Here is a 21,323-nt window from a genome sequence, read left to right on the forward strand (position 1 = left end):
ATGCCCTAACAGAGCTGCAAAAGGGGAAATAGTAGCTACTCTAGACTGTAGCGGCAGATTTAGATCTTTTTTAACCGTCATTACCCGCTTTAATATCAACTCTGCTAGTCTGATAGCCCATTGAGGATTACAGGTAGGGTAGAAGATTTGGAAATCTGGCAGATTCTTGTGCTTGCCTTGGTAGGCATAGCGGCGGGTTGGCTCAATGTTATGGCCGGTGGCGGGTCACTATTGACTGTTCCGGTTATGTTGTTCATGGGCGTTCCAGCGCCCGTTGCAAATGGTACCAATCGCATCGCTATTCTAGCCCAGAATATCACAGCAGTGACGGCCTTCAGGCGTCTTGGGTACTCCGATTTCAAGTTGGGTTTCAGTCTTGCGGGTGCCGCTTCGGTAGGGGCAATTGGTGGCGCTTCTCTTGGCGTTCACCTCGAAGGTGTCTGGTTTGATCGCGTACTTGCCTTGGTAATGGTCGGTGTCATGCTGCTAATGGCCACTGGTCATGACAAGGTGAAACCAAGCGGAGGTGATGAAAAAGCAAAAAACCTGCTAGCTGGCCATATCCTGATGGTCGGGGCTGGTTTTTGGGGAGGATTTATTCAAATCGGTGTAGGTTTTATTCTGATGCCGATTCTGCACAAGGTACTCGGATTGGACCTGGTTAGGGTCAATATGCATAAAGTGCTTATTGTGCTGGTCTATACCGTAGTGGCATTAAGCGTATTTGCTACAAACCTGGAACTGCTGTGGTGGACTGGGCTTGGACTCGCAATCGGTAACTCGATTGGAGGCTGGTTGGGTGCTCATACAACTATCTCTCATGGTGAGACACTGATACGACGTGTGCTCTATATTGCGCTATCTGCTTTTATCTTAAAATTACTCTTCTTTTGAAAGTAAAAAAGGCGGGCATCAAGCCCGCCTTTTTCTAGTGAGTCCGGTTATACGGACTCCACAGTGATCACTGGAAAGTGATTACTGAGCAGCAGGAGCCTGCTGAGGAGCTGGAGCTACTGGAGCGCCATAAGGAGCTACTGGAGCGCCGTAAGGAGCACCGTAAGGAGCGCCATAAGGAGCACCATAAGGAGCATAACCGTAGTAAGGACGGTTGTAGTAGCTGTTGTTGCCACGGCCATAACCGTTGCCAGCGCCACGAGCATTTCCGCTCATGTTGAAAGAGAAATCACCGTCACCGAAGCCGTCGCCCATGAAGTCATTGTTGCCGTTGTTGCCCCAGCCGTTGTTCCAAGGGTTGCCCCACCAAGCAGAAGCAGAAGCAGAAGCGGCGATCAAAGCAGCAGCAGCTGCGATTTTTACGATTTTGGACATGAGTTATTCCTCAAAAATTAGTTTTAAAAAATGTACAAGTAGTTACTGCTTACTCATGGAGCGAAAGAATATTAGTATTTACTTAAATATTCAACAACTAATTATCTATCGGGCTATTAAATCTTATAGCCTGTCTCTATAGGCAGGGTTTTAGAGCTAGTTAGAGGGGCTCAACCGGGGCGACTATCAATACGAGGTCTCAATAGTAAGGGGATGTAGCCGATAACAAACAAGAGATAGCTGAGTGACCAGATAGACCCGGACAACGTGATGCAGGCCTGATAGCTGAGTAGGCCAGTGACAGGCAGCAATACTCGTATGGCCACAGCAATATTGATCAGGATGAAGGCTATGGTAATGGATTTACCGGCTTGAATGTTACGCCCAGTATGCCCGAGGGAGACTCTGGCCATCATGCCCAGGGTAAAGATTCCAATGGCGCCAACAGTGAACGCATGTGTTGCCAGGTTGTTCGGAAAGAGATCGTATAGTGCCATTGCTTTCAGCAGAAAACCTAGGATCAACCAGGCCAGTCCACAAAAAAGTACCCACAGCATCGGTTGTTGCCATATACCCGGATGGTACCAGTCGTAGAGGCGCCAAGCCTGAGTGAATGCAACGCCTAGGGCCAGTGGGGCGATAAGCCAGCTTTGCGGTAACAATAACTCAGCAACTATCCAGAGGGTGAACAGGGTGTAGATGATCTGTTCCCGTTGTTTGCTGAACTGAGGTGCAGCGCCCTGAATCGCTTTCTCTGTGAAAAATGGTAGAACTCTACCACCGACGAAGATCAATAATAGCAGCACCATATTGCGCATCAGTGAGATACCATCCTGGCCCGTTTGGGTAAACCCCAAACCCTCCAGATGATATAGCAGGTTGGCTATGGCCATTACGCCCAACAGAGGAATGAAGAGCCGGTTGACCCGGTTTTCAGCTTTTATCAGGGGATTGGTGAGGGCGATGATCAGTGCAGGGATGAATAACCAATCGACACAAACAACCAGCCAGGTTGGTAAAGATGGGATAAAGGGGAGCACTCTGCCCGCAACCCATAACAGTGCAAGCAGGGCCAGTGGTTTACCCGTTGGTGTATTGATGCCTGTCCAGTTGCGTACAGCAGTAAGCAAAAAGCCGGCTATTATGGCCATGCTAAAGCCGAACAACATCTCATGACTGTGCCAGCCAATAGAGCTGTAGTAGTTCGGTGCAGAAGTGCTCAACCTGAACCAGAGCCAGAGTAGCATCAGCAACAGTCCGGAAATTGCAGCCAATGCAAAAAAAGGACGAAACCCCAGGGCGAAGGGGACAAATCCCTGGGGTGGTTTGGATGGTGCGGGGGTTTCACCCAAGGGTATGAGGGCCAAGTTGATTACCGGTGATGATAGTCCGTCCAACCTTAGGGCCAGTTACGGCCAATGGCCTTGATGCATATCAAAGGTGAGGAAGCCTTAGGTTGAATCTACCTGTAAAGGGGGGACGGGTTAATATCTACGCCTTAAGGAGGATGATCGAGCATCCATGCTCGATGGTGAACGATATTAGTTTCTAAAATGACGCACCACACTAGGATTAGCAGTTAGGATCAATAGATCGTTCTACCACTTGTGTTCTTTTCTAGAATGCAGGTTTTGGAACTGCAATCGTAGTGTTTGGATTCGCCGTTATAGGAGACTTCAACTTTATCATAATAAAATGAAAAGCTTTCAACTGGCGCTGTGTTTCCTGCAGAACTGCTTCCATGAATTGAGTAACTTTTCACCATTGCATTTTGTAGTCTCCATTGGTACAGGGTATTTTCTGCAGTGGTCTGTAAGATGATTGTTGGGATTTTTTCATTCTTTGTGACTGCGTCCTCCATGCGTCTGGCGGCTTCTCTTGCAGCCTGCACAGCAGGTAAAAGAAGGGCCATCTTTGGTTCATCACCTTCAAGGCCAAGCTTGAATTCATCAATGGTTGCTCTTTGTATACTTCCGTCGTCAAACTCAATTGTGAGAAATAGTTCTCCTGCTTGTGCTGAAGTAGTTAATGGATTCAGAATACTCAGTAGTACAATGCTGAAAAATAAGTTCTTACCCTTGATCATGTTAATCTCCAATCAGTATTAAAATAACAACGCTGTTTCAATAATTCAGAAAGTCAGAGAAATCCTGTCTGCTACCTGATTTTTAAATTTTTTTTTGGATCGTCCTTTGTCAGTACCCTTCAAAAAAGTGCTACTTACTGTGTTGGTCATTAATCTAAATGCAGATCAAAAAGTGAGATAGGAAATATTGCACATTAATCTTATTCAACATGTCACATCGCATTCGACAGCCTGCGTGAGGCGATCTGTTTATGTAGGTATTTTTTAGTAAATAGAGAATGGTTTTTCTCTATTTATAGTTTGGCTGATGGATGTTTGTGTGGGTATACAGGTAATACTTTGTCAATAATATACCTGGGTGAAGGAAAGCTGTTTTATCTTGCTGATTAACCTCAATGGTCTGTGCTTGATTTACGGAGCTGAGATTAGAAATCAAACCAAACAACCATATCGGTTGCAAATGCTTGCTGAGGTTTTGCTGATAATCAAAAGGGACTATATGCTTTTCCTTTAGCGTTCGCTGCGTCTTTGCGATACTCAAGCCGCTGAGTGGTTTACATCAAAGTGGAAAGGAGCTATCTGATTGAATTGCCAGGATATTGTAAATTTTCATGAACTTGTCCATGTAGTTGATATCAGAATATATTATTAATTTTAGTCTCTGCTAATATACTAATTAATTTCTGCTTATATGGAGTTTGACATGTTACCAATACTTCTTGGACTGATATTGGCTATGTTCTTTGGCCTGATGTCATATATGGTCTACGGCCTGGAAGGCCTTACCCATTATGCATGGATTGATACCGTCTTCTGGTCTTTGATCATAACCGGGATCATGATCAGTATGATTAACGAGTTGGGCCAGTGTATAGCCTGTCGTATACAAAGTTGGCTCAAAATTACCCGCTTTGACTCTATCTGTGATGATTCTGATTGTGCTAGAAACCCATCCTGAAATAGAGTGTTTTCCGTTAATGATACGCTTTCCGACAGATCGTATCTGAACGGCGATGGCGCTACATTAGAAATGTGACTTTAGACTAAACCACAATTGCTAACTGCTGCGAAATAGTTTTGGTATCACATCTTCATAGACTGAGGCGAAGTGAACCTTAAGTCCTTTGCGTATATGTTCAGGCACCTCTTCAAAGTCGCTTCGATTATCTTCAGGAAGGATCAGCTCCTTGATGCCGGCACGTCTTGCAGCAATTACTTTTTCCCGGATACCCCCAACTGGAAAAACCTGTCCCGTCAAGGTCAACTCACCAGTCATTGCAATGTTGCGTACTGGCTTCTGCTTGGCAAGAGAGAGTAGTGCGGATGCCATTGTGATACCTGCCGAAGGTCCATCCTTTGGTGTTGCACCAGCAGGAACATGTAGGTGGATAAAGGCCTTTTTGAAGAAGGATTGGTCAACGCCGAACTCCTCTGCGTGGCTGACGATGTAGCCATAAGCTATTTCGGCAGATTCACGCATCACATCGCCAAGTTGGCCAGTAAGTTTAAAACCACGATTGAATTCGTGGGTTGCAACCGCTTCAATATTGAGTGTCGCACCACCCATCGCTGTCCATGCAAGGCCAGTCACGACACCAGCTCCACTGAGATTGCGTTCATCTTTGAATACTGGGCCGCCAAGATAACTTTCGAGGTTCTCCAGGGTTACTTCGATTGGCTTTTTGACCCCTTCAAGAAATTTTACAACAGCTTTGCGTACTATTTTCCCGATCTGTTTCTCAAGTCTTCGAACTCCAGCATCTCGTGCATAGCCCTCTATAATGGCACGCAGAACCGGGCTGTTGAGTTTGATGTCGCGACGTTTCAGACCTGCTCTTTCGAGTTGACGGGGTACCAGATATTTTCGAGCTATCTGTAACTTCTCGCTGGCGATATAGCCAGAAAGTGCAATCGTCTCCATGCGATCCAGCAAGGGGCGGGGGATAGTATCGAGTTGATTCGCGGTACAGATGAAGAGCACCTTGGAAAGGTCAAAACGCAGATCCAGATAGTGATCAAGAAAGTCACTGTTCTGTTCAGGATCGAGAACTTCAAGCAGGGCTGATGCCGGGTCACCATGGTAGGAGGCACCGATTTTATCGATCTCATCAAGCATGATCACCGGATTCTCGGTTCCAGCGTCTTTCATGGCCTGGATGAACTTACCAGGCATAGCACCTATGTAGGTGCGTCGATGGCCTTTGATCTCGGCTTCATCACGTATGCCGCCAACTGAAAAGCGATAAAACTTCCTGCCCATAGCTTCTGCTATGGAGTGTCCGATAGAGGTTTTACCCACGCCAGGTGGACCAACCAGCAGAATGATTGAACCGGCAATCTTACCCTTCATGATGCCTAGTGCGAGAAACTCGAGAATACGCTCTTTGACATCTTCCAATCCATAGTGGTCTTTATCCAGAGTTTTTCGTGCAGATTGCAGTTCAAGTTTATCTTCTGAATCTATGCCCCATGGCAGCAGGGTAATCCAGTCCAGGTAGTTTCGGGTGACTGAATATTCCGGTGACCCCGGTTCGAGCACAGCCAGTTTGTCCATCTCCTCGTCGACACGGGTTTGTGCCTGTTCAGAGAGATTCAGCTTTTCCAGTCGTTCATGGAATTTATCGAGTTCTGCAGTACGGTCATCTTTTTCAATGCCAAGTTCCTGTTGGATCGCCTTCAGCTGCTCTCGTAACAGGAATTCACGCTGCTGCTTCTCCATGCGCTCTTCGACGGTTTTACGAATCGAGGCCTGAGCCTTTACCACTTCAAGCTCACGATGGAGCAACTCTAGTACTTTCTCCATTCTCGGCAGCAGCTCTACAGTCTCCAGAACCGCCTGGAGTTGAAACTTATCTGAGGTGGTCAGGCTGGCCGCAAAATCGGTTAGGTGTGAAGGGTCGTCCGGTCCAAATCTATCGAGGAACATGCGTAGTTCCTCGGCATAGAGCGGATTGAGAGGTAAAAGCTCTTTGATTGTATTGATGATGGCCACAGCATAGGGTTTGATCTCCTTGCTGTCGCTGGATGGTTCTGGAATATACTCAATACGGGCGGTGAATGGCGCGCCCTTTTTTACCATCTTCACGAATCTGAAGCGTTGCAGGCATTCAACCAGGACCTGCAGTCTCCCTTCAGAGCGCTGAATCCGGTGGACCCGGCAAACGGTACCGATCTTCTTGAAGGAGTCGGGGGTGGCCGACTCCGCTGAGTCAGCGGATGAGAGCACAACACCCAGAAGCATGTGTGATGAGTTAGCAACCTCATCCATGGTGCTTTCCCAGTGCTCCTGCTCCATCAACAGGGGAACTGCCTGGCCAGGAAAGAATGGGCGTGCAGATACGGGCAGTATATGGATCAGGTTAGGCAATACTTCATTCGAGCGGGCCAGGGTATGGCCGGTAATGACTTCAACACCCTCATCTACACTGTTTTCTTCTTCTGACATCATGCTACCTACTGGTTAGTCCTACTCTATGTCTGGCTGGTCTGGCAGTTATCGCATTTATCATCATACGACCCACTAGCCGTTTAATTTTTGAATTAAGAAAAGCTATCGAACTGATATGGGGGCGGATTTGCCGGTTGCAAGCGGGCAGAGGTGGAATTGCTCTTTGGGAGTGGATATATCCCCCAATTATACAGTTCAGTCAGCATCTACCCGTCAGGTTAATCGGATGATTATCTGGAACAGTTCATTCACTTATATTATGCGGGGTTGAACGATTCGTTCAATGTTTTTGAATCACGCTCTCCCCTGATACGAATCGTTCTCTTTTGAAGTAGGTCGATTTACCCTAAATAGGTAGATTCTTTGTCCTTCTCTGACCCCCGGCCACCCTGTATTTAGCACAATTTTTCAGATGTTTTTTTGTTGGATTCCGACTCTCCCAAACCCCTGAAAAAAGTATTGGTATAGATCTTGCGATTACAGCGTGTGTGTTATTTGCACGCAGTCCGTACTCAACTTAGAAAAGATTGAAAGGGTAAAAGCCCCTTGTCGCCGCTTCCACTCGCTAGGAAGCAGATGTTTTTTACTTAATCGGGAGTCAAATAATGAAACGCCTAGCACTACTAGCTGTAGTGGCGTTAGTCGCATGGGGGAGCGGAGGAAACTCTTTCGTCCCCATCGCTGAGGCCAAAGGTAAAGCTTGCTTGGCTTGTCATGAAGGCGTTGAGCGCTTTAGTGACGGTGTCATGCAGGAGGACATTGAGAAGATGGGAGCTGAAATGGGTGATCCCGCAGGTTGCGTGGTCTGCCATGGTGGCAACCCAGCTGAAGAAGCAGACAAAATGAAGGCTCATATGGGCTCCCCCGCCGACCTCGCAAAAAAGGGCGGTCCCAAAAACTTCCTACCAGATCCTGGTGCGATGCCTGTCAACGACCAGGCTTGTGGTCAGTGTCACTCCGGCTACTTTGATCGTTTGAACAAATCCCTGATGAATACTGAAGCGGGTAAGCTGCAAGGTAACATGTGGTCCTGGGGCTATCAGAAAGACATGAAGGTTGTCTGGGGTAACTATGACATCATGGACGAAGATGGTCCTGTGCCTCTGGTCGGTACCAAAGCCTATAAGAAGTACATGAAAGACTTCGTCAAGAAGCATCCTGATCAGATGCCGAAGCGTCTGAAACAGCTGCCTCAGGTAGATCTGGAAAAGCTGACCGACAATCCCAACCATGCTGGTCTTACCTACTCCCGTCATGACTGTCAGCGTTGTCACGTTGGTGTTACTGGTCGCGATAAGCGTGGTGACTACCGGGGTTCCGGTTGTTCTGCCTGTCACGTACCTTACTCAAATGATGGCTTTTACGAAGGTGGTGACCCGACCATCAAGAAGGATGAAGCCGGTCATGTACTGACTCATCGCATGCAGGGCACCCGTAAGACCAAAGTTAAGGTTGGTGAGGTTGAATACTCTGGTATTCCAGTTGAAACCTGTGTCTCTTGTCACAACCGCGGTAAGCGTGTTGGTGTGAGTTATCAGGGCATCATGGAAGCGCCTTACGGCTCTCCTTTCAATGAGAAGGGTAAGAAGCAGCCCAAGATGCACACCAAGCGTTACCTGTTTATCAAAGAGGATCTCCACCACGAGATGAACTCCCTTGCAGGTAACCCGAAGGGTGGCATGCTCTGTCAGGACTGTCATACCACTATCGACCTTCATGGCGATGGCAACATCCCCGGCACCACCCTGGCTCAGGTTGAGGTCGAATGTGAAGACTGCCATGGTACCTTCAACAAGCTACCCTGGGATCTTCCCTTGGGTCGTGGTGAAGAGTTCGGTGAGATGAAAGATGGTCTGCCGACCGCCAACACCAAAGCACGTGGTCTAGCCAATAAGTGGCCCGAGTATATGAAAGACGCGACTCAGTACGAGCCCGAGGACGGTTTCCTGCTCTCTGCACGCGGCAATCCACTGGGTAACGTAGTCAAGAAGGGCAAAGACGTTATTGTTCACTCTGCGAACGGTCTCGACTTCAAAGCACCTCTGCTGAAACGTATTGGCGATGAAGGTACCTTCAAGTCGACGCTGGCCAAGGTCTCCATGTTTCTGATTCCTCAGCACCAAAACAATATGGAGTGTTACGCTTGTCACGCCGACTGGGTTCCACAGTGCTATGGTTGTCACGTCACGGTCGACTACTCGAAAGACAATAAGGGTACTGACTGGCTCGTCAATGCCAGCAATCGTGATCCCAAGACCGGTTTGACGCCTGATGCGCCTCCGGGCACTAATGGTATGAAGAGCCCAGGTAAAGTCATGGAGACCCGCTCCTACCTGCGTTGGGAGACTCCGGTTCTCGGTATCAACGGTGAAGGCCGTGTTAGCCCTATGATGCCTGGTTGTCAGGTAACCACCACGGTTATCGACAAAGATGGCAAGACTCTGGTTAACAACAAGATCTGGGAAACTCCTGAAGGCCCGGGTATCGACACCGCAGCCGTACAGCCTCACACCGCTGGCCGCAGTGCCCGTAGCTGTGAGTCCTGTCACGACAACCCCAAGGCCCTGGGCTATGGTGTTGAAGGTGGTCGCTTCCTGTTGGGGGCTGACAAGGACTTCGTCCTCGATCTGAAGGACTCAGCCACTGGCAATATCATTCCTCAGAGAACCCAGGTTCAGATTCCCGGTATTCCCGGCCTGACCTACGATTGGTCCGCAATCGTAACTGAGGATGGTGAGCAGTTGAGCTCCGTAGGCTCTCACTGGCCGCTGACCGGTCCTCTGCCTGATGAGAAGCGTGACGCCATTGAGAAGACTGGTGTCTGCCTCGGCTGTCATGAAGAGCGCTTCAATCCTGAATTCTGGAATAAGGTATCCCAACCTGGCGTTATGGATAGCTTTGAACACCAGCAGTTCATGAAGAAAGCTCTGAAGGCGATTGCTGCACAGAAGAAGTAAGGGCAGATTGTAACAGGTGATTATCACCTGATTGTGTGGGGCCAGTCCTCTGGGCTGGCTCCATTTTTTCACCCCTCTCTGGTTTTTATTAGACTCCATATCAAAATTAACGAACGCAACGATTTTGATATGGCTTCTAGGATTATGAACAGCTTCTATCATGCTGCTGGTCAGAGAATTGGTCTATTTGTACAAGATATATTTTGCCCGAATGAATCATCGATCAGGCATGGAGTGATGATTCTTTTCTTCAAACGAAACTCAAACCTTTAATCGGTAGGAATGTGATGGTTAAGAAAGCTTTCAGTTGGTCGGTTCTTGCTGTTGGTATCGTTGCCGGCATTATTCTCTGGGGCGGTTTCAATACCTTTATGGAATACACCAACAGCTATGAATTCTGTACTTCCTGCCACGAAATGAGTGTGGTGAAAGAGGAGTATCAGCAATCGGCTCATGCACATAATGCCTCGGGGGTTCCTGCAATCTGTTCAGACTGCCATGTACCGAAACCATGGCCTCAAAAATTGATGCGCAAAATCATGGCTACCAAAGAGTTGTACCATTGGGCCTTAGGTTCCATTGATACCCCTGAAGAGTTTGAGGCGCAGCGACTACAGCTTGCACAGAACGTCTGGCGCACCATGGAAGAGAGTGATTCCCGTGAGTGCCGCAACTGCCATACCAACGAGACTATGGTTACAGAAAAACAGACTGCAAAGGCGCAAAAAATGCACAAACATTTGATGAGTGGGGAGGCCACCTGCATCAATTGTCATAAAGGGATCGCACATAATCTGCCTGACATGGAGAAGCTCTATGGGGAGATGGAGAGCGCATATCTGGCTGACGCCCTTAGTGCACAACTGGCCGAAAAGGCAGTTGTGATTCTGAATGAAGTGGAAATGAAGGCTACCCCAGGCGGAGAAGAGCTTCTGGCTACCGTCTATGGTGGTACGCCCGTAATCGTTGTCAAACAGGAAGGAGAGTGGGTTCAGGTTTTCAGCGAAGGTTGGGATCGGGAGGAGGGCAGTCAGATCTTTATCGATTTCAACCGTGCTGTGATTCTAGCCAAGATGAGCTTTGATGGCATGGATCGTGTGGAAAAGATAGGCAGTAAGCTTGAACCGGAGTATGAGCTGACATGGAACCATGTCAAGCTCACCGGCTGGGTACCCCGCTCAGCACTCGGGCCTGATGAAGATAAGTTCTGGAACTATGTCACCGATCTCCACGGTCTGGACTGTAACCTCTGTCACAAAACCTTTCCAAGGGACAACTGGATCATGTTCGATTGGCGAAATAATCTGAAAGAGATGCGCCGTTACACCAAGTTGAGTCCAGAGCAGTTGCAACTGGTCAGCAACTGGGTGTTACGTGGTGCACGCAATGATGCGGAGGCGGATTGATGAGGACGTTTTTTATCTCGGCTCTATTGGTTTCTCTGATCGGAGCCGTTACCACTGCTTTAGCAAAAGAGGCAGATGAGAGAGCGATGCAACAAGACGCTCTTGCGCAGCAACAGATGCCCATCTCGATGACCAGGCGGGATCATCTGTTTGAAGCGCGGGCAGGTACATGGAAAGCGACTTGCGACGAGATGGATGATGGCAAGGTCTACTGCCGCATGTTTCATATCGAGCAGTTTGGCGAGTGGAAAACCAAGAACTTTGTTCAGTTGGGGCCAGCTTTCTCCCCCGATGCTGTTGGATTTGTGGTTGCAACCTACCTGGGATTCAAAGAAGGAACGACAGTCTCTATCGGCATTGATAAACAGAGTCGTCATGAGATTACCGCCCCAAAAGGCAATAACCTGATGATCAGCCCTGAGGTCACAGAGACCATCCTCCAGCAGATGGAGAGTGGAAACAAAATTGTTCTTACTTTTAACTCTCACAGCGGGGTTCGCCACCTCGCGTTAGCCGAGTTGGGACCATACAAAGAGCTGCTGGTAAAAGTGAAAGGCCAGATGGCAAAAAATAGCCAGGCGGCAAGTGCTATTGACCCGGCGAGCAAATAGTGGGCAGTTGGTTTGGAGTGGTTATGACTAGATTGATTGTACTAAGTATTGCGTTCTTCTGTTTGGGGTTTACTCAATCGGTAGTCGCCGCTGATATGCCTGAAAAGGAGACGCCAAAAGCTAAATTCCGAGTGGGCGTTACACAGCCCCCGATGTTCACACTGGCGTCTGCTCTGGCTTGGGGAAGCCCAGTGGAAGTCCTGTTGGTGTCGAAAGATGAGAAGCAGCGTTGGCAAATCCCAAACGATCTTACAGTTCTTTTCTGGACTGGTGGGACATTAGAGCCCGAACTCGGGAAACAGCTGGTGGAGTCCGGCCAGGCGGCTGTTTCCTTGATTGACGCTGCTGGTGTACACCAGTTGGCCAAACGAACTCCGGTAGACTGGAGAGGACCGAATGAAGATGAAGATCCACACATGGAGTCTTTGGGGAAGGGATATGGCATGGTACAAACCATTCGACCCGAAGGGGAGATAGACACCTACTACTGGCTTGACCCTTTGAATGCAATGGCAACCCTGGAGGCTGTAACGATGGTTTTTCAGGGGCTGGATCAACGTAACCACTGGGCATACCAGGGTAATTCGGATCAGATTGTTCAGGCCCTATGGGAACTGGATATTCGGGTTAACAAGCTGTTGCATGATGTCAGTAAAGATCCATTTGTGGTCTTACAGGATGAATTTCAATACCTTGAGCAGCGCTATAAGCTAACAACAGTTCCAGCGGGTGGAAGTGCCCAGGATATAGTTGATAAGGCCAAAACCCGGGGCGCTAATTGTGTGGTTGCTGCGGAACCATTGGACCAACAGTTAAAGTCTGTATTGGATAAAGCCGGTTTGAATAGTGTTGTTCTGGATCCTGCCGGTCAGGAGATGCCTATTACCACGGGAGGTTACTTTAAGTGGTTTGGCGATTTGGCATCCAAGCTGAATAGCTGTATGAAACGTACGTAATGTCTTTGCTGTTCCGTACCCTGGTTCTGCTGGGGGGGCTCTGGCCTTTCCACCTTTATGCTGCTCTGTTCCCTGCATTGGTTGATGGTGATTGGCTCTCCAAAAACAGTCATCAGGTTGTTGTTTTGGATGTCAGATCCCGTGCAGAGTTCATGCATGGTCACTGGCCGGATGCGCGTTGGGCTGGTTTTAAAGCACTTGATTGGCAGGTTGAGCGACACGGGCTGCCCGGCTATTTGGCGAACGAGAAACAACTGGCAAAGTTATTGGGCAGCCTGGGATTAGAGGGTTCCGAATCGATTGTCGTGATCGGTTCCGCAAGAGAATCCAAACAGGTTGCAGAAGCGACTCGTGTTCTCTGGAGTCTGATGGTGGCCGGCTTTCAACAGGTCGCTCTGCTGGATGGCGGTATTGAGTCGCTGATTGCTCATGACCTGGTTAAAGATGTTTCATCTATAGAGCCAAAGGTATGCAACATCAGCTTTCAGCATGATCTATTGGCCGACTCCAGCCGCGTGGAAGAGTTGTTGAGTGATAACAAACCTGTGATTGATTTTCGGCCCACTCTCTATTTTGACGGTTATAAGCGAGATCCACAGGTGGCAGAAGGCGGTACGATTTACGACAGTGTTGGAATTCCACCTAAACGGTTGTTGGATAGTGACACAGGGCGGTTCTTGTCCCCGGAAATCATTCAACGGGAGTTTGAACGTTATGATATTCCCACCAAAGGTGCGGTCGCCACATTCAGTGATACTGGTGTCTGGGCAGCTTTGGGTTGGTTTGTATTGCATCGGATATTAGAAAATCCAATGGCCCGACTATACGACGGCTCCCTGGTGGAGTGGATCGATTGGGGTGGGGAGATGCACGACAGCACCGATGATATGGGTGGTCCGATTGGTTAGTGTTTTAGACTTGTTACATAGCAACCTAGTTAAAGTTTGAGAAGGAAAACCATGAAAGAAGGTGTTATTGCATTTATTGCGCTATTGGTTCTAATTACCGCATCATCAGCGACAGGCAATCCGTCTGGCTGGCAAAGTGAGATTGTCTCCCTTGTTTCACAGCAGCGCTTCGAAGAAGCGGGTGAAAAGTTAAAAGAGTACTGCGTTGCAAGGGGGAACGGCGAGCTCTGCCTCGTATTGGCCTCAGCCTATTTCGATGGGGAGCCTAATTTCGGTATTAACTCCAAAGACGTTATTGAAGCTTATAAATATACTAAGCTTGCCTGCGACAATGGCTCTGAAGCGGGGTGTGAAGCCTATAAAGGGGCAACAGAGAAAGGTGAGCTACTTCAGCATGTGTTATATGAGCCGGGCGTTGAGAATCGGGATGCACAGTTGAAAGAGGCAATTAAACTCGGGCTGGATCTGAATGTCACGACTATGTTCAGTAGAACACTGCTGCAAGAGGCTGTCAGTGAGGAGAAAATCGAAGCGGTTAAGCTTTTGCTTGAGAATGGAGCTGACGTCAACTACAGGGTGAGTGAAGAGGACCTTACGCCGCTCATGTACGCCATCAATAGCGGGAATAGGCCGTTGGTTACACTGCTTCTTGATAACGGTGCGGACACCACTCAGACAATGAAGGCGGCAGATTATCTGAAAATGGATAAAACAGAAGTGGATGCCTGTGATTTTGCCGGCAAACTGGAAAACCAGGAGATGATAACCCTGCTGAAGTGTAACAGCAGGAGTGCTGCCGCAGAGTAGCCGCAGCTGGTTTATATGGCTGCCTTTTTGTTAACGCTCCCTGAAATAAGAGTGGCAATCCCCGCAACTCATGCGAACTTCGTTAACGGCGCGTTTCATTGTCTGCATGTCATTGGGGTCAACCTGTTTGAGGGCCATGATCCTCTTGCGATTATGTTGAATGGCGCTCTGAAATCCTCGTGGATCACTCCAGATTACACCCATAGCCTCAGACTCAGGGTGCTGTTCCCCTTCTGGGAATAGATCCTGGTATATATTGTTCAGGGTCAATAGTGCGTCCACGTGGGTCGGGATATGATTTTTGATTGCCAATGACCCATTCACATAACCTTTCAATGCCTTGAGGTGGTTAGCAGAGATCTCCATCATGTTGGTTCGATAGAGGTAGGTCTCCTCCACATTATCATCGGCCAGGAGTATTGATGGCAGGAGGAGGCATAAACTCAAGCTAAAAATTCTAAAATATTTCATTTTGTATTTTTAAATATTTGATGGGTTGAATTCACTCAGCAGTCTGCTGATTGGTGATATTAAATTTCTATTCATTAGTCAATGTGGCGACCTGAAAGTAGGCTGAAGTTACTGTTTACTGGACTGGCTATATCTGATCCCATTGATGTGTAGCATCTAACTTGTACTATCGACTGACATGGTAAGTGCCTTTTTAATCAGAGATTGTTATATGGCCGTATCTTGTTCAATTTTTATATTCAAACAACTATCCAATAATTCCAACACTGGCTTGCTCTCCCAATCTACAGCACCAGTCAAAATCCCTTTTACCAGTCCTCCTTGATCGACAAAGAGAGTTTGAGGTAGTGCACCAATATTGTGGTCGTAGGAGATCTTTCCAAATCGATCCGCTGCAACAGGAAGATTGGTGATATCAAAGGATTTATAAAAACGCTTCGCTTCCGACAACCCTTTGCCATCCCGAACCAGAGGTAGAATCAATAACTGGGCAGGAGAAATGCGTCCCTGAAGCCGATCCATGGATGGCATCTCCTCTTTACAGGGCGTACACCATGTAGTCCAGAAATTGACAAGCAGTGCACGAGGGCCGGGAAGAGTGGAAAGCTTGATCTGCCGACCGCCATTGGTGGAAAACGCATGTTTTGATACCGGTTTCGGATTGGTGTAAGCGCGAAACATACCGCTATCGAAAGCGCGGCTCTCACACACTTCAGGTGACTGCGGCGCAGAGACCACAGTCGACGGAAGTGCAAGAAGTCCAAGCAGGATGGGGGAGATGAGGTGAAGGTTAAATCGAGTCACTGGCTTGCATTCTGAGCCAACTCCGCCATCACCAGGTCAAGTTCATCCAACAGGTTACAGTTTTGTAAGCTATAGCTGTTTCTAAAAGCTGAAGGTTTACGATAGACCACTTGAGTGCCGACGTCATCCTGAAAAACAGCAATCTTGAGGGGCAGCTCCAGAATGGCGGCAGGATCATGCCACATAATGCGCGCATTATGATCTGTTTTTTCGAATGAAATGACCTGCTTTACAGTTTTTTCATCTCCATGATTATGTAAAGAAACTATTTTAAAACGCTTTTCCGTAATCAGCTTTTTCAGGCTTTCCACGGTCTCAGTAGCGGAGCTTTTAACTTCGATTTTAATGACACTGCCATCAGCGGCCGATAGCGGCGAGGCCATAAGCAGGGTGAGCAAAGCAATTACAAAAAGCCGGGTGTTAAAATGGTTCATGATTCCTCTCTTCAGGCTGACTCACTGTGGCTGAAATAAACTATTCGATTGCCGGGTTAATAGATGAGGAATGATTACTTTAGTGACTTTAAGAATAGGATTACATTGTTACGTTGCTTTTCACTCATAACAGGCAGGCCGGCGACCGGATATGCCATTTTATTACCGGGAACGAGTGCCTTTGGATCCTGCAGATAGGCGTTGAGAGTAGCCTCATCCCAAACGATAGAATCCGCTTTGCTCAAATGTGCTTCGGAATATGGATAGCCTTCAACCACACCGGCAGCCCTGCCATAGACGCCCCACAAAGGCGGTCCGACTCTGTTTTGCTTCTCTTTGGTTATGTCATGACAGGCGAAACACTGTTTGATGGCAACTTTCTTACCTCTTTTAACCATCTTTTTTATCATTTTGGCGTCACCCTCTGCCATACCGCTATCCATTGCGAGAACGTTAACTATAGGTAGAGCGAGAGCAGCAGCTAACGCAACAAGAGCAAACTTCTTCATTAAAAACTCCTAAAGCAATAATGTGTTGAGATAGAGAAAAAGATCTCTTTTGGTAACTATTCACCCCAATCGAAAAAAGAGATGTGGACTCCGATCAAACTAATATGAACGCAATATTTATGCCGGTGTAAGGCCAAAAGAGGAAGAGAGTAATAAAGCCAAGTGTATCGGCAGCGCCAAAGTGCTTCTTAGTGTGGAATATCGGGGAATCACAAGGTTTTACAAGAGCGGATAGCTGGATGTTTTTTGCTCTGCTGAGATTGTAGAAGTTGCATATGAGCATCTGTTACGGGTAAAGCATTGAACGATTCGTTCCATTGATCCCGATTGGTGTGAACAGACCGTTCCAGTCAATTGCTGAAAGGATATGTGAGCTGTAGTGAGATTATGTTCTGCCCAGGCAATGTTACTCCAATACCAGGAATAAACACCCTATTTTCCCCAACAATCAGCAAGATAAATATGAACGATCAGTGCGGTTTATTTTTCAACCACATGAAACGCTTCGCGTACACCCTCTCCCCAACCCCTCTCCCGTAAAGGGAGAGGGGCTTTCAGAGTTGTTCTGAGAAGATTGAAAGTTTATGGGGCAGCATTGCTGACCGACCCCAATTTTACCCACTGGAGGAGACGGCGTATGATCCTTATCCATCTTATGGGAGTACCCACCACGGGTGGCCCAACTGTAAATTACTGATCAGGAGGCGTGGTGTGATTCTGTTTGAAAAACCATCGGTTCACCGATCCTGGCTGTCGGTCCTGGTTACTGTTTTTGCAGTGCATGGGTGCTCAACCGCTAAGCTGGAGCCTGCTGTATCAGAGCCGATCGTAGTGCCTACGGATCTCATAGGGGAATGGTGTCGTGTGAAGAAGCGTATGATCACCCACTACAGCATTAAGAGAGGGAAGCTGTTTATCCGTGGTGGTCGCAGTGGGCGAACTTTCGAGGCGGATCTCACCTGCAATGATGGCTATACAGAGTGTGAGGCCAAGACAGTACGGGGTTGGGGGTCACCAGTGACTGAAATAATGCAATTGGATGGGAATGAGATGAAGCTTACCCGTATCTGGGGTGGGGCCTGGAAAGATAAAACCTACAACTTCACTTTTACCCGTTGTCCCAAGTTATGATCCTGGACTTCCCTAAAAGCTTAAATCCAGCGCAAAGAGCATCATACCCAACAGCAACAGTAGACCCAGACTTACCATTGCAAGGCCAAAGCTGAAGAAGACGATTTGTACACTACGGGGCGGTTGAGTGATGATACGCTCCTCTAATCTACCTTCGGCCCGCATTCGCTCGATCCATGCGGGATGTTCTTGCTCCAGTGCCTCAAGTTCTGCAGCACCATGGAATATGTGGGCGTTCAATGGGAAGGCCTTGGGGCGATAACTCTCGATGAAAAAATGGACAATGAAGATGTGAGCCATGGCCAATATTGCTTCCACTTTGTGCACCCAGCGGGCCACATTCATCATCCACCCCGGCAGTATAGTCGTGGTAACGACTGAATCGAACATTACCAGGCCGGTGGTGCCAACGATAACCAACCCCCACCAAACTGCCCAGTAGTCGAATTTCTGCCACCATGACCAACGGTCGAACACCGGGTGTTCCCTGCGTCCAAACAGCCATGCCATATGCTGGTGTACAGCCTTGAAATCATTCCAGCTCCAGACCAGGCTGTCCGGGCCGCTTAGGAGGCCAGCTTTGCCGCTCAGTGTAGAGCGGATCAGGTAGGCAATGTGGGCGACAAAAACAGTCATCAGGATCAAGCCAAACAAGCGGTGCACCCATACAGCACCTTCAGCCCCACCAAGAGGCCACGCCAATGCCTTACCCAGTCCGGTTTCTATGTACATCCATGACACTCCGGTCACCGAAAGAGCCATGAAGCAGATGATTAGAATGGTGTGTAACCAACGTTCACCGCGGGTGAAACGCTCAATCAGTAAAGAGCTCTCAAGCGGTTGATCTTCTTCACGCCGGCTTTCTAAATAGAGTTTGATCTCGCGCCATGCCCAGGCAGAGGTATAGGGCATGAAAAAGAGAAATACCGCTGTAGCTAGAGCGAATATCAACATTGTTGACCAATAGAGGGCAGGAAAGTCTTCACGAGTCTGATCTGACCACGGGCGCTTCTCATGAATCACATAGCTACCCATACCAGGGCCGGCCCCTTCATGACATTTAGCGCACACTTTCTCATAGCGATGTTTAGCATAAGCTGCAGCGTTGGGATTGTTTATACCGGCTACTGGTTTCGAAATATGACAGTCCCGGCATACCAGGTTAGTGCGAGCATAATGCAGGTTTTTCTGCTGTCCCTCATGACAGCTGAGGCAATAACGAGCGTGATAGAACGATTTAACCTTTTCATGTGCATCTGAATTTACAGAGTTACGGCGCACTGGGCCCTGTCCTGGACCGATAGCCTCCAACCAACTGCTGTTTGGTTTTTGGGAGGGGATAAATAAGCCGGGATCGTTAGGATCCTCAAAGCCGGTCTCGGCTAAGGCAGAGAAGGAGAACACAATTATCAGGCAGAGTGCAGACAATAAATTTGATATAAAGCCACGAGTAGAGTGGCAGCAGTCTATTTTACTAATTGCCATGTTGGGTCTTTACCTTGCTAACACTCAGGGATATCTAATAACTTGATCACACCATACTGACCTATTTGATATTGTAGTCACTCAGGTAGGAAGATGAACATAAGGTTTCCCTGAACATCCAGAGCTTGCCCGGCTCTGTATGCTGAAAAAACAAATTCAGGTGTTATTTGGAACTCGCATTTATGTAAGGGTTGGCTTGTATCTGATGATCTCTACCAACTGACGACCTGGGGTTTTATATTCTGTTATTTAGTTATCTCATCTGTTGCTGTTTTATTTGCAATGTAATATGCCTGCCAAGATTTTCAACTTAGAGAAAACGTCTATGTTCACCATAAGGCAAATATCCCCGATTTTCTCAATTCTGCTGCTCATTGTTACTACAGATTTATGGTCATATGGAACAAATATATCTGCTACTACTGTGACACATCCTCCCTGTTTCAAGATGAGGTTGAAAACAAGTTATCCATCCCAGGTAGGGTGGGGCCATGCCCCACCAAAATAGGGTTAAAAAAGACTGATAGTGGATGATTAATGGTGATAATGTTGACAACTTCAGACTAATTTACAGCATATATGTTGGGGCAAGGCCCTAACCTACATTCCTAAAGGGATGGAAAAGTGATCGTATGCCCTGTCCCGTCTATGGGTCTCTATAAAATGGCAATTACTCAAAACCGGAATATGCAACACGAACTGTTTTTGGGGAGAGTAGCGTGTTTATATAGACTTTGATTTTTAGTTCAATAGGTCTATTCAGCCAGTTACGTCAGCGCACTCCACATATTGAGGCTGACGAATAATCAGGTCAGGTATTTCAATGTTGTTCAACCATGCTTGAGCTGGCCGGTCAGGGTAGCGAAATCCTCTATTGAGAGCGTTTCGGCTCGTGCCCCTGGGTCTATGCCAGCAGACTCGATAGCTTCGGCGGATAAACTCTTCTTCAGGCAGTTGCGCAGCGTCTTGCGTCGCTGTGAAAAGGCCTCTCTGACCACAAGGCTGAACTCCTCCCAGTTGTCGATATGATATGGGGAGACATCATAGGGATTGAGACGCACAAAGGCAGAATCGACTTTGGGTGGTGGATTGAAAGCGCCTGGGCCAATGTTGAACAGCGGTGTCACCTCAGCCCTGGCCTGTAGCATCACTGAAAGACGGCCATAACTCTTTGAGCCAGGATCTGCACCCATCCGATCAACCACCTCCTTCTGCAGCATGAAGTGCATATCCTTGATATAGGGCGAATAGTCCAGCAGGTGAAACAGCAGTGGAGTCGAGATGTTGTAGGGTAGATTGCCCACCACCCGTAGGGGGCGCTGCGCTTCTGCCAGGGAGGAGAAGTCGAACTTCAGGGCATCTGTATTGTGGATCAGGAGTTCACCAAGTGAGGCGCACTGCTGTGCAAGGGGCTCAACCAGATCCCGGTCAAGTTCTATTGCATACATCTGATTGACCAGAGGCAGAAGCTCAGTGGTAATAGCTCCCTGGCCTGGGCCTATCTCAACCAGATTATCCCCAGGTTTAGGATTGATGCTCTGAACTATACGTTGAATGATGCCTGGATCATGCAGGAAATTCTGGCCAAACCTTTTTCTGGCCCTGTGTGGTGTGGGATTACCCATTAGAAATAGAATTATCTCAATACGTTAGAAAAGAAGAATGCTTGGGATTATCCACTAAAACCAGTCGCTTAGGAAATCAGAAGAGAAAAGCAAGTCTGAGAAAATTGAAATGGTTTTTTCTGAAAAATACTTTTCATGGAATGGCTGTTGGTATTTGGGGTGAGCGGTGCGAACACCAACAAAGAAATGACGACGTGGAGATATTAGGGTTCGCACCGCTCACCCACAACCTACGCAATACCAGCCTGCACCTGCTTTTTGATCAGGCGTGACCTGCATGTTTCAGTGGGCTGGCTTCCTCCAAAAAGCATAGTTTGCCACGTCACGACATGCTGAGAATGTATACCGTGAGAGTA

19 protein-coding genes are annotated in these 21,323 nt (G+C 47.9%); 9 read left to right on the forward strand and 10 right to left on the reverse strand.

Features of this window, described 5'->3' with window-relative positions; all coding sequences use genetic code 11:
• The first annotated feature begins 147 nt into the window (after positions 1-147).
• Positions 148-894 (forward strand): sulfite exporter TauE/SafE family protein, encoded by a 747-nt coding sequence (locus AC4IE7_RS04735; RefSeq protein ID WP_490775660.1) that lies wholly within the window; start codon positions 148-150, stop codon positions 892-894.
• A gap of 81 nt (positions 895-975) precedes the next feature.
• Here AC4IE7_RS04735 and AC4IE7_RS04740 read toward each other — a convergent pair whose 3' ends face one another.
• The 3 genes from AC4IE7_RS04740 to AC4IE7_RS04750 form a co-directional block, all read right to left on the reverse strand.
• Positions 976-1,329: a sulfur globule family protein gene (locus AC4IE7_RS04740; RefSeq protein ID WP_490775661.1), complete on the reverse strand. Its 354-nt coding sequence runs from the start codon at positions 1,327-1,329 to the stop codon at positions 976-978.
• A gap of 170 nt (positions 1,330-1,499) precedes the next feature.
• Positions 1,500-2,696, reverse strand: coding sequence for an NnrS family protein (locus tag AC4IE7_RS04745; protein WP_490775662.1), 1,197 nt, complete (start codon positions 2,694-2,696; stop codon positions 1,500-1,502).
• A 218-nt stretch (positions 2,697-2,914) separates the two neighbouring features.
• Positions 2,915-3,415, reverse strand: a complete 501-nt coding sequence (locus tag AC4IE7_RS04750; protein WP_490775663.1) for a type VI secretion system tube protein Hcp — start codon at positions 3,413-3,415, stop codon at positions 2,915-2,917.
• A gap of 703 nt (positions 3,416-4,118) precedes the next feature.
• Between AC4IE7_RS04750 and AC4IE7_RS04755 the strand changes: the two genes are divergently transcribed.
• Positions 4,119-4,373 carry a hypothetical protein gene (locus AC4IE7_RS04755; RefSeq protein WP_490775664.1) on the forward strand — a complete coding sequence of 85 codons (255 nt, stop codon included), beginning with the start codon at positions 4,119-4,121 and terminating at the stop codon, positions 4,371-4,373.
• A 99-nt stretch (positions 4,374-4,472) separates the two neighbouring features.
• On the opposite strand, the gene lon is transcribed toward AC4IE7_RS04755, so the two are convergent.
• On the reverse strand, positions 4,473-6,860 hold the full coding sequence (gene lon / locus AC4IE7_RS04760) for an endopeptidase La (RefSeq protein ID WP_490775703.1): 2,388 nt from the start codon (positions 6,858-6,860) through the stop codon (positions 4,473-4,475).
• A gap of 608 nt (positions 6,861-7,468) precedes the next feature.
• On the opposite strand from lon, the gene AC4IE7_RS04765 reads away from it, so the two are divergent.
• The 6 genes from AC4IE7_RS04765 to AC4IE7_RS04790 all read left to right on the forward strand — a co-directional run bounded on the left by AC4IE7_RS04765 (position 7,469) and on the right by AC4IE7_RS04790 (position 14,508).
• Complete coding sequence (locus AC4IE7_RS04765; protein WP_490775665.1) at positions 7,469-9,820, forward strand: multiheme c-type cytochrome; 2,352 nt, start codon at positions 7,469-7,471, stop codon at positions 9,818-9,820.
• Positions 9,821-10,107: 287 nt separating this feature from the next.
• Positions 10,108-11,226: a NapC/NirT family cytochrome c gene (locus tag AC4IE7_RS04770; RefSeq protein ID WP_490775666.1), complete on the forward strand. Its 1,119-nt coding sequence runs from the start codon at positions 10,108-10,110 to the stop codon at positions 11,224-11,226.
• Complete coding sequence (locus AC4IE7_RS04775) at positions 11,226-11,837, forward strand: hypothetical protein (RefSeq protein ID WP_490775667.1); 612 nt, start codon at positions 11,226-11,228, stop codon at positions 11,835-11,837. The genes AC4IE7_RS04770 and AC4IE7_RS04775 overlap by 1 nt, the downstream gene beginning before the upstream one ends.
• A 23-nt stretch (positions 11,838-11,860) precedes the next feature.
• A complete protein-coding gene (locus tag AC4IE7_RS04780) occupies positions 11,861-12,793 on the forward strand; it encodes a metal ABC transporter solute-binding protein, Zn/Mn family (RefSeq protein WP_490775668.1) in 933 nt (310 codons plus the stop codon).
• Positions 12,793-13,701, forward strand: a complete 909-nt coding sequence (locus AC4IE7_RS04785; protein ID WP_490775669.1) for a sulfurtransferase — start codon at positions 12,793-12,795, stop codon at positions 13,699-13,701. The genes AC4IE7_RS04780 and AC4IE7_RS04785 overlap by 1 nt, the downstream gene beginning before the upstream one ends.
• A 51-nt stretch (positions 13,702-13,752) precedes the next feature.
• Positions 13,753-14,508: an ankyrin repeat domain-containing protein gene (locus AC4IE7_RS04790; RefSeq protein WP_490775670.1), complete on the forward strand. Its 756-nt coding sequence runs from the start codon at positions 13,753-13,755 to the stop codon at positions 14,506-14,508.
• 30 nt (positions 14,509-14,538) lie between these two features.
• On the opposite strand, the gene AC4IE7_RS04795 is transcribed toward AC4IE7_RS04790, so the two are convergent.
• The 4 genes from AC4IE7_RS04795 to AC4IE7_RS04810 form a co-directional block, all read right to left on the reverse strand.
• Positions 14,539-14,955, reverse strand: coding sequence for a c-type cytochrome (locus AC4IE7_RS04795; protein WP_490775671.1), 417 nt, complete (start codon positions 14,953-14,955; stop codon positions 14,539-14,541).
• A 231-nt stretch (positions 14,956-15,186) separates the two neighbouring features.
• Positions 15,187-15,783, reverse strand: a complete 597-nt coding sequence (locus AC4IE7_RS04800; protein ID WP_490775672.1) for a TlpA disulfide reductase family protein — start codon at positions 15,781-15,783, stop codon at positions 15,187-15,189.
• Positions 15,780-16,217, reverse strand: coding sequence for a DUF302 domain-containing protein (locus tag AC4IE7_RS04805; protein ID WP_490775673.1), 438 nt, complete (start codon positions 16,215-16,217; stop codon positions 15,780-15,782). Before AC4IE7_RS04805 ends, AC4IE7_RS04800 begins: the two co-directional genes overlap by 4 nt.
• A gap of 74 nt (positions 16,218-16,291) precedes the next feature.
• Positions 16,292-16,726: a c-type cytochrome gene (locus AC4IE7_RS04810; protein WP_490775674.1), complete on the reverse strand. Its 435-nt coding sequence runs from the start codon at positions 16,724-16,726 to the stop codon at positions 16,292-16,294.
• A gap of 711 nt (positions 16,727-17,437) precedes the next feature.
• On the opposite strand from AC4IE7_RS04810, the gene AC4IE7_RS04815 reads away from it, so the two are divergent.
• Entirely contained in the window at positions 17,438-17,857 is a 420-nt protein-coding gene (locus AC4IE7_RS04815) for a hypothetical protein (protein ID WP_490775675.1), read from the forward strand.
• A 12-nt stretch (positions 17,858-17,869) separates the two neighbouring features.
• Here the strand turns inward: AC4IE7_RS04815 and AC4IE7_RS04820 are convergent, their stop codons facing one another.
• Both AC4IE7_RS04820 and rsmA read right to left on the reverse strand, forming a co-directional pair.
• Complete coding sequence (locus AC4IE7_RS04820) at positions 17,870-19,342, reverse strand: formate dehydrogenase subunit gamma (protein WP_490775676.1); 1,473 nt, start codon at positions 19,340-19,342, stop codon at positions 17,870-17,872.
• Between the two features lie 830 nt (positions 19,343-20,172).
• A complete protein-coding gene (rsmA, locus tag AC4IE7_RS04825) occupies positions 20,173-20,967 on the reverse strand; it encodes a 16S rRNA (adenine(1518)-N(6)/adenine(1519)-N(6))-dimethyltransferase RsmA (RefSeq protein ID WP_490775677.1) in 795 nt (264 codons plus the stop codon).
• Between the last annotated feature and the right edge of the window lie 356 nt (positions 20,968-21,323).

It is taken from the genome of Candidatus Thiodiazotropha sp. AKAK3, assembly GCF_058244645.1.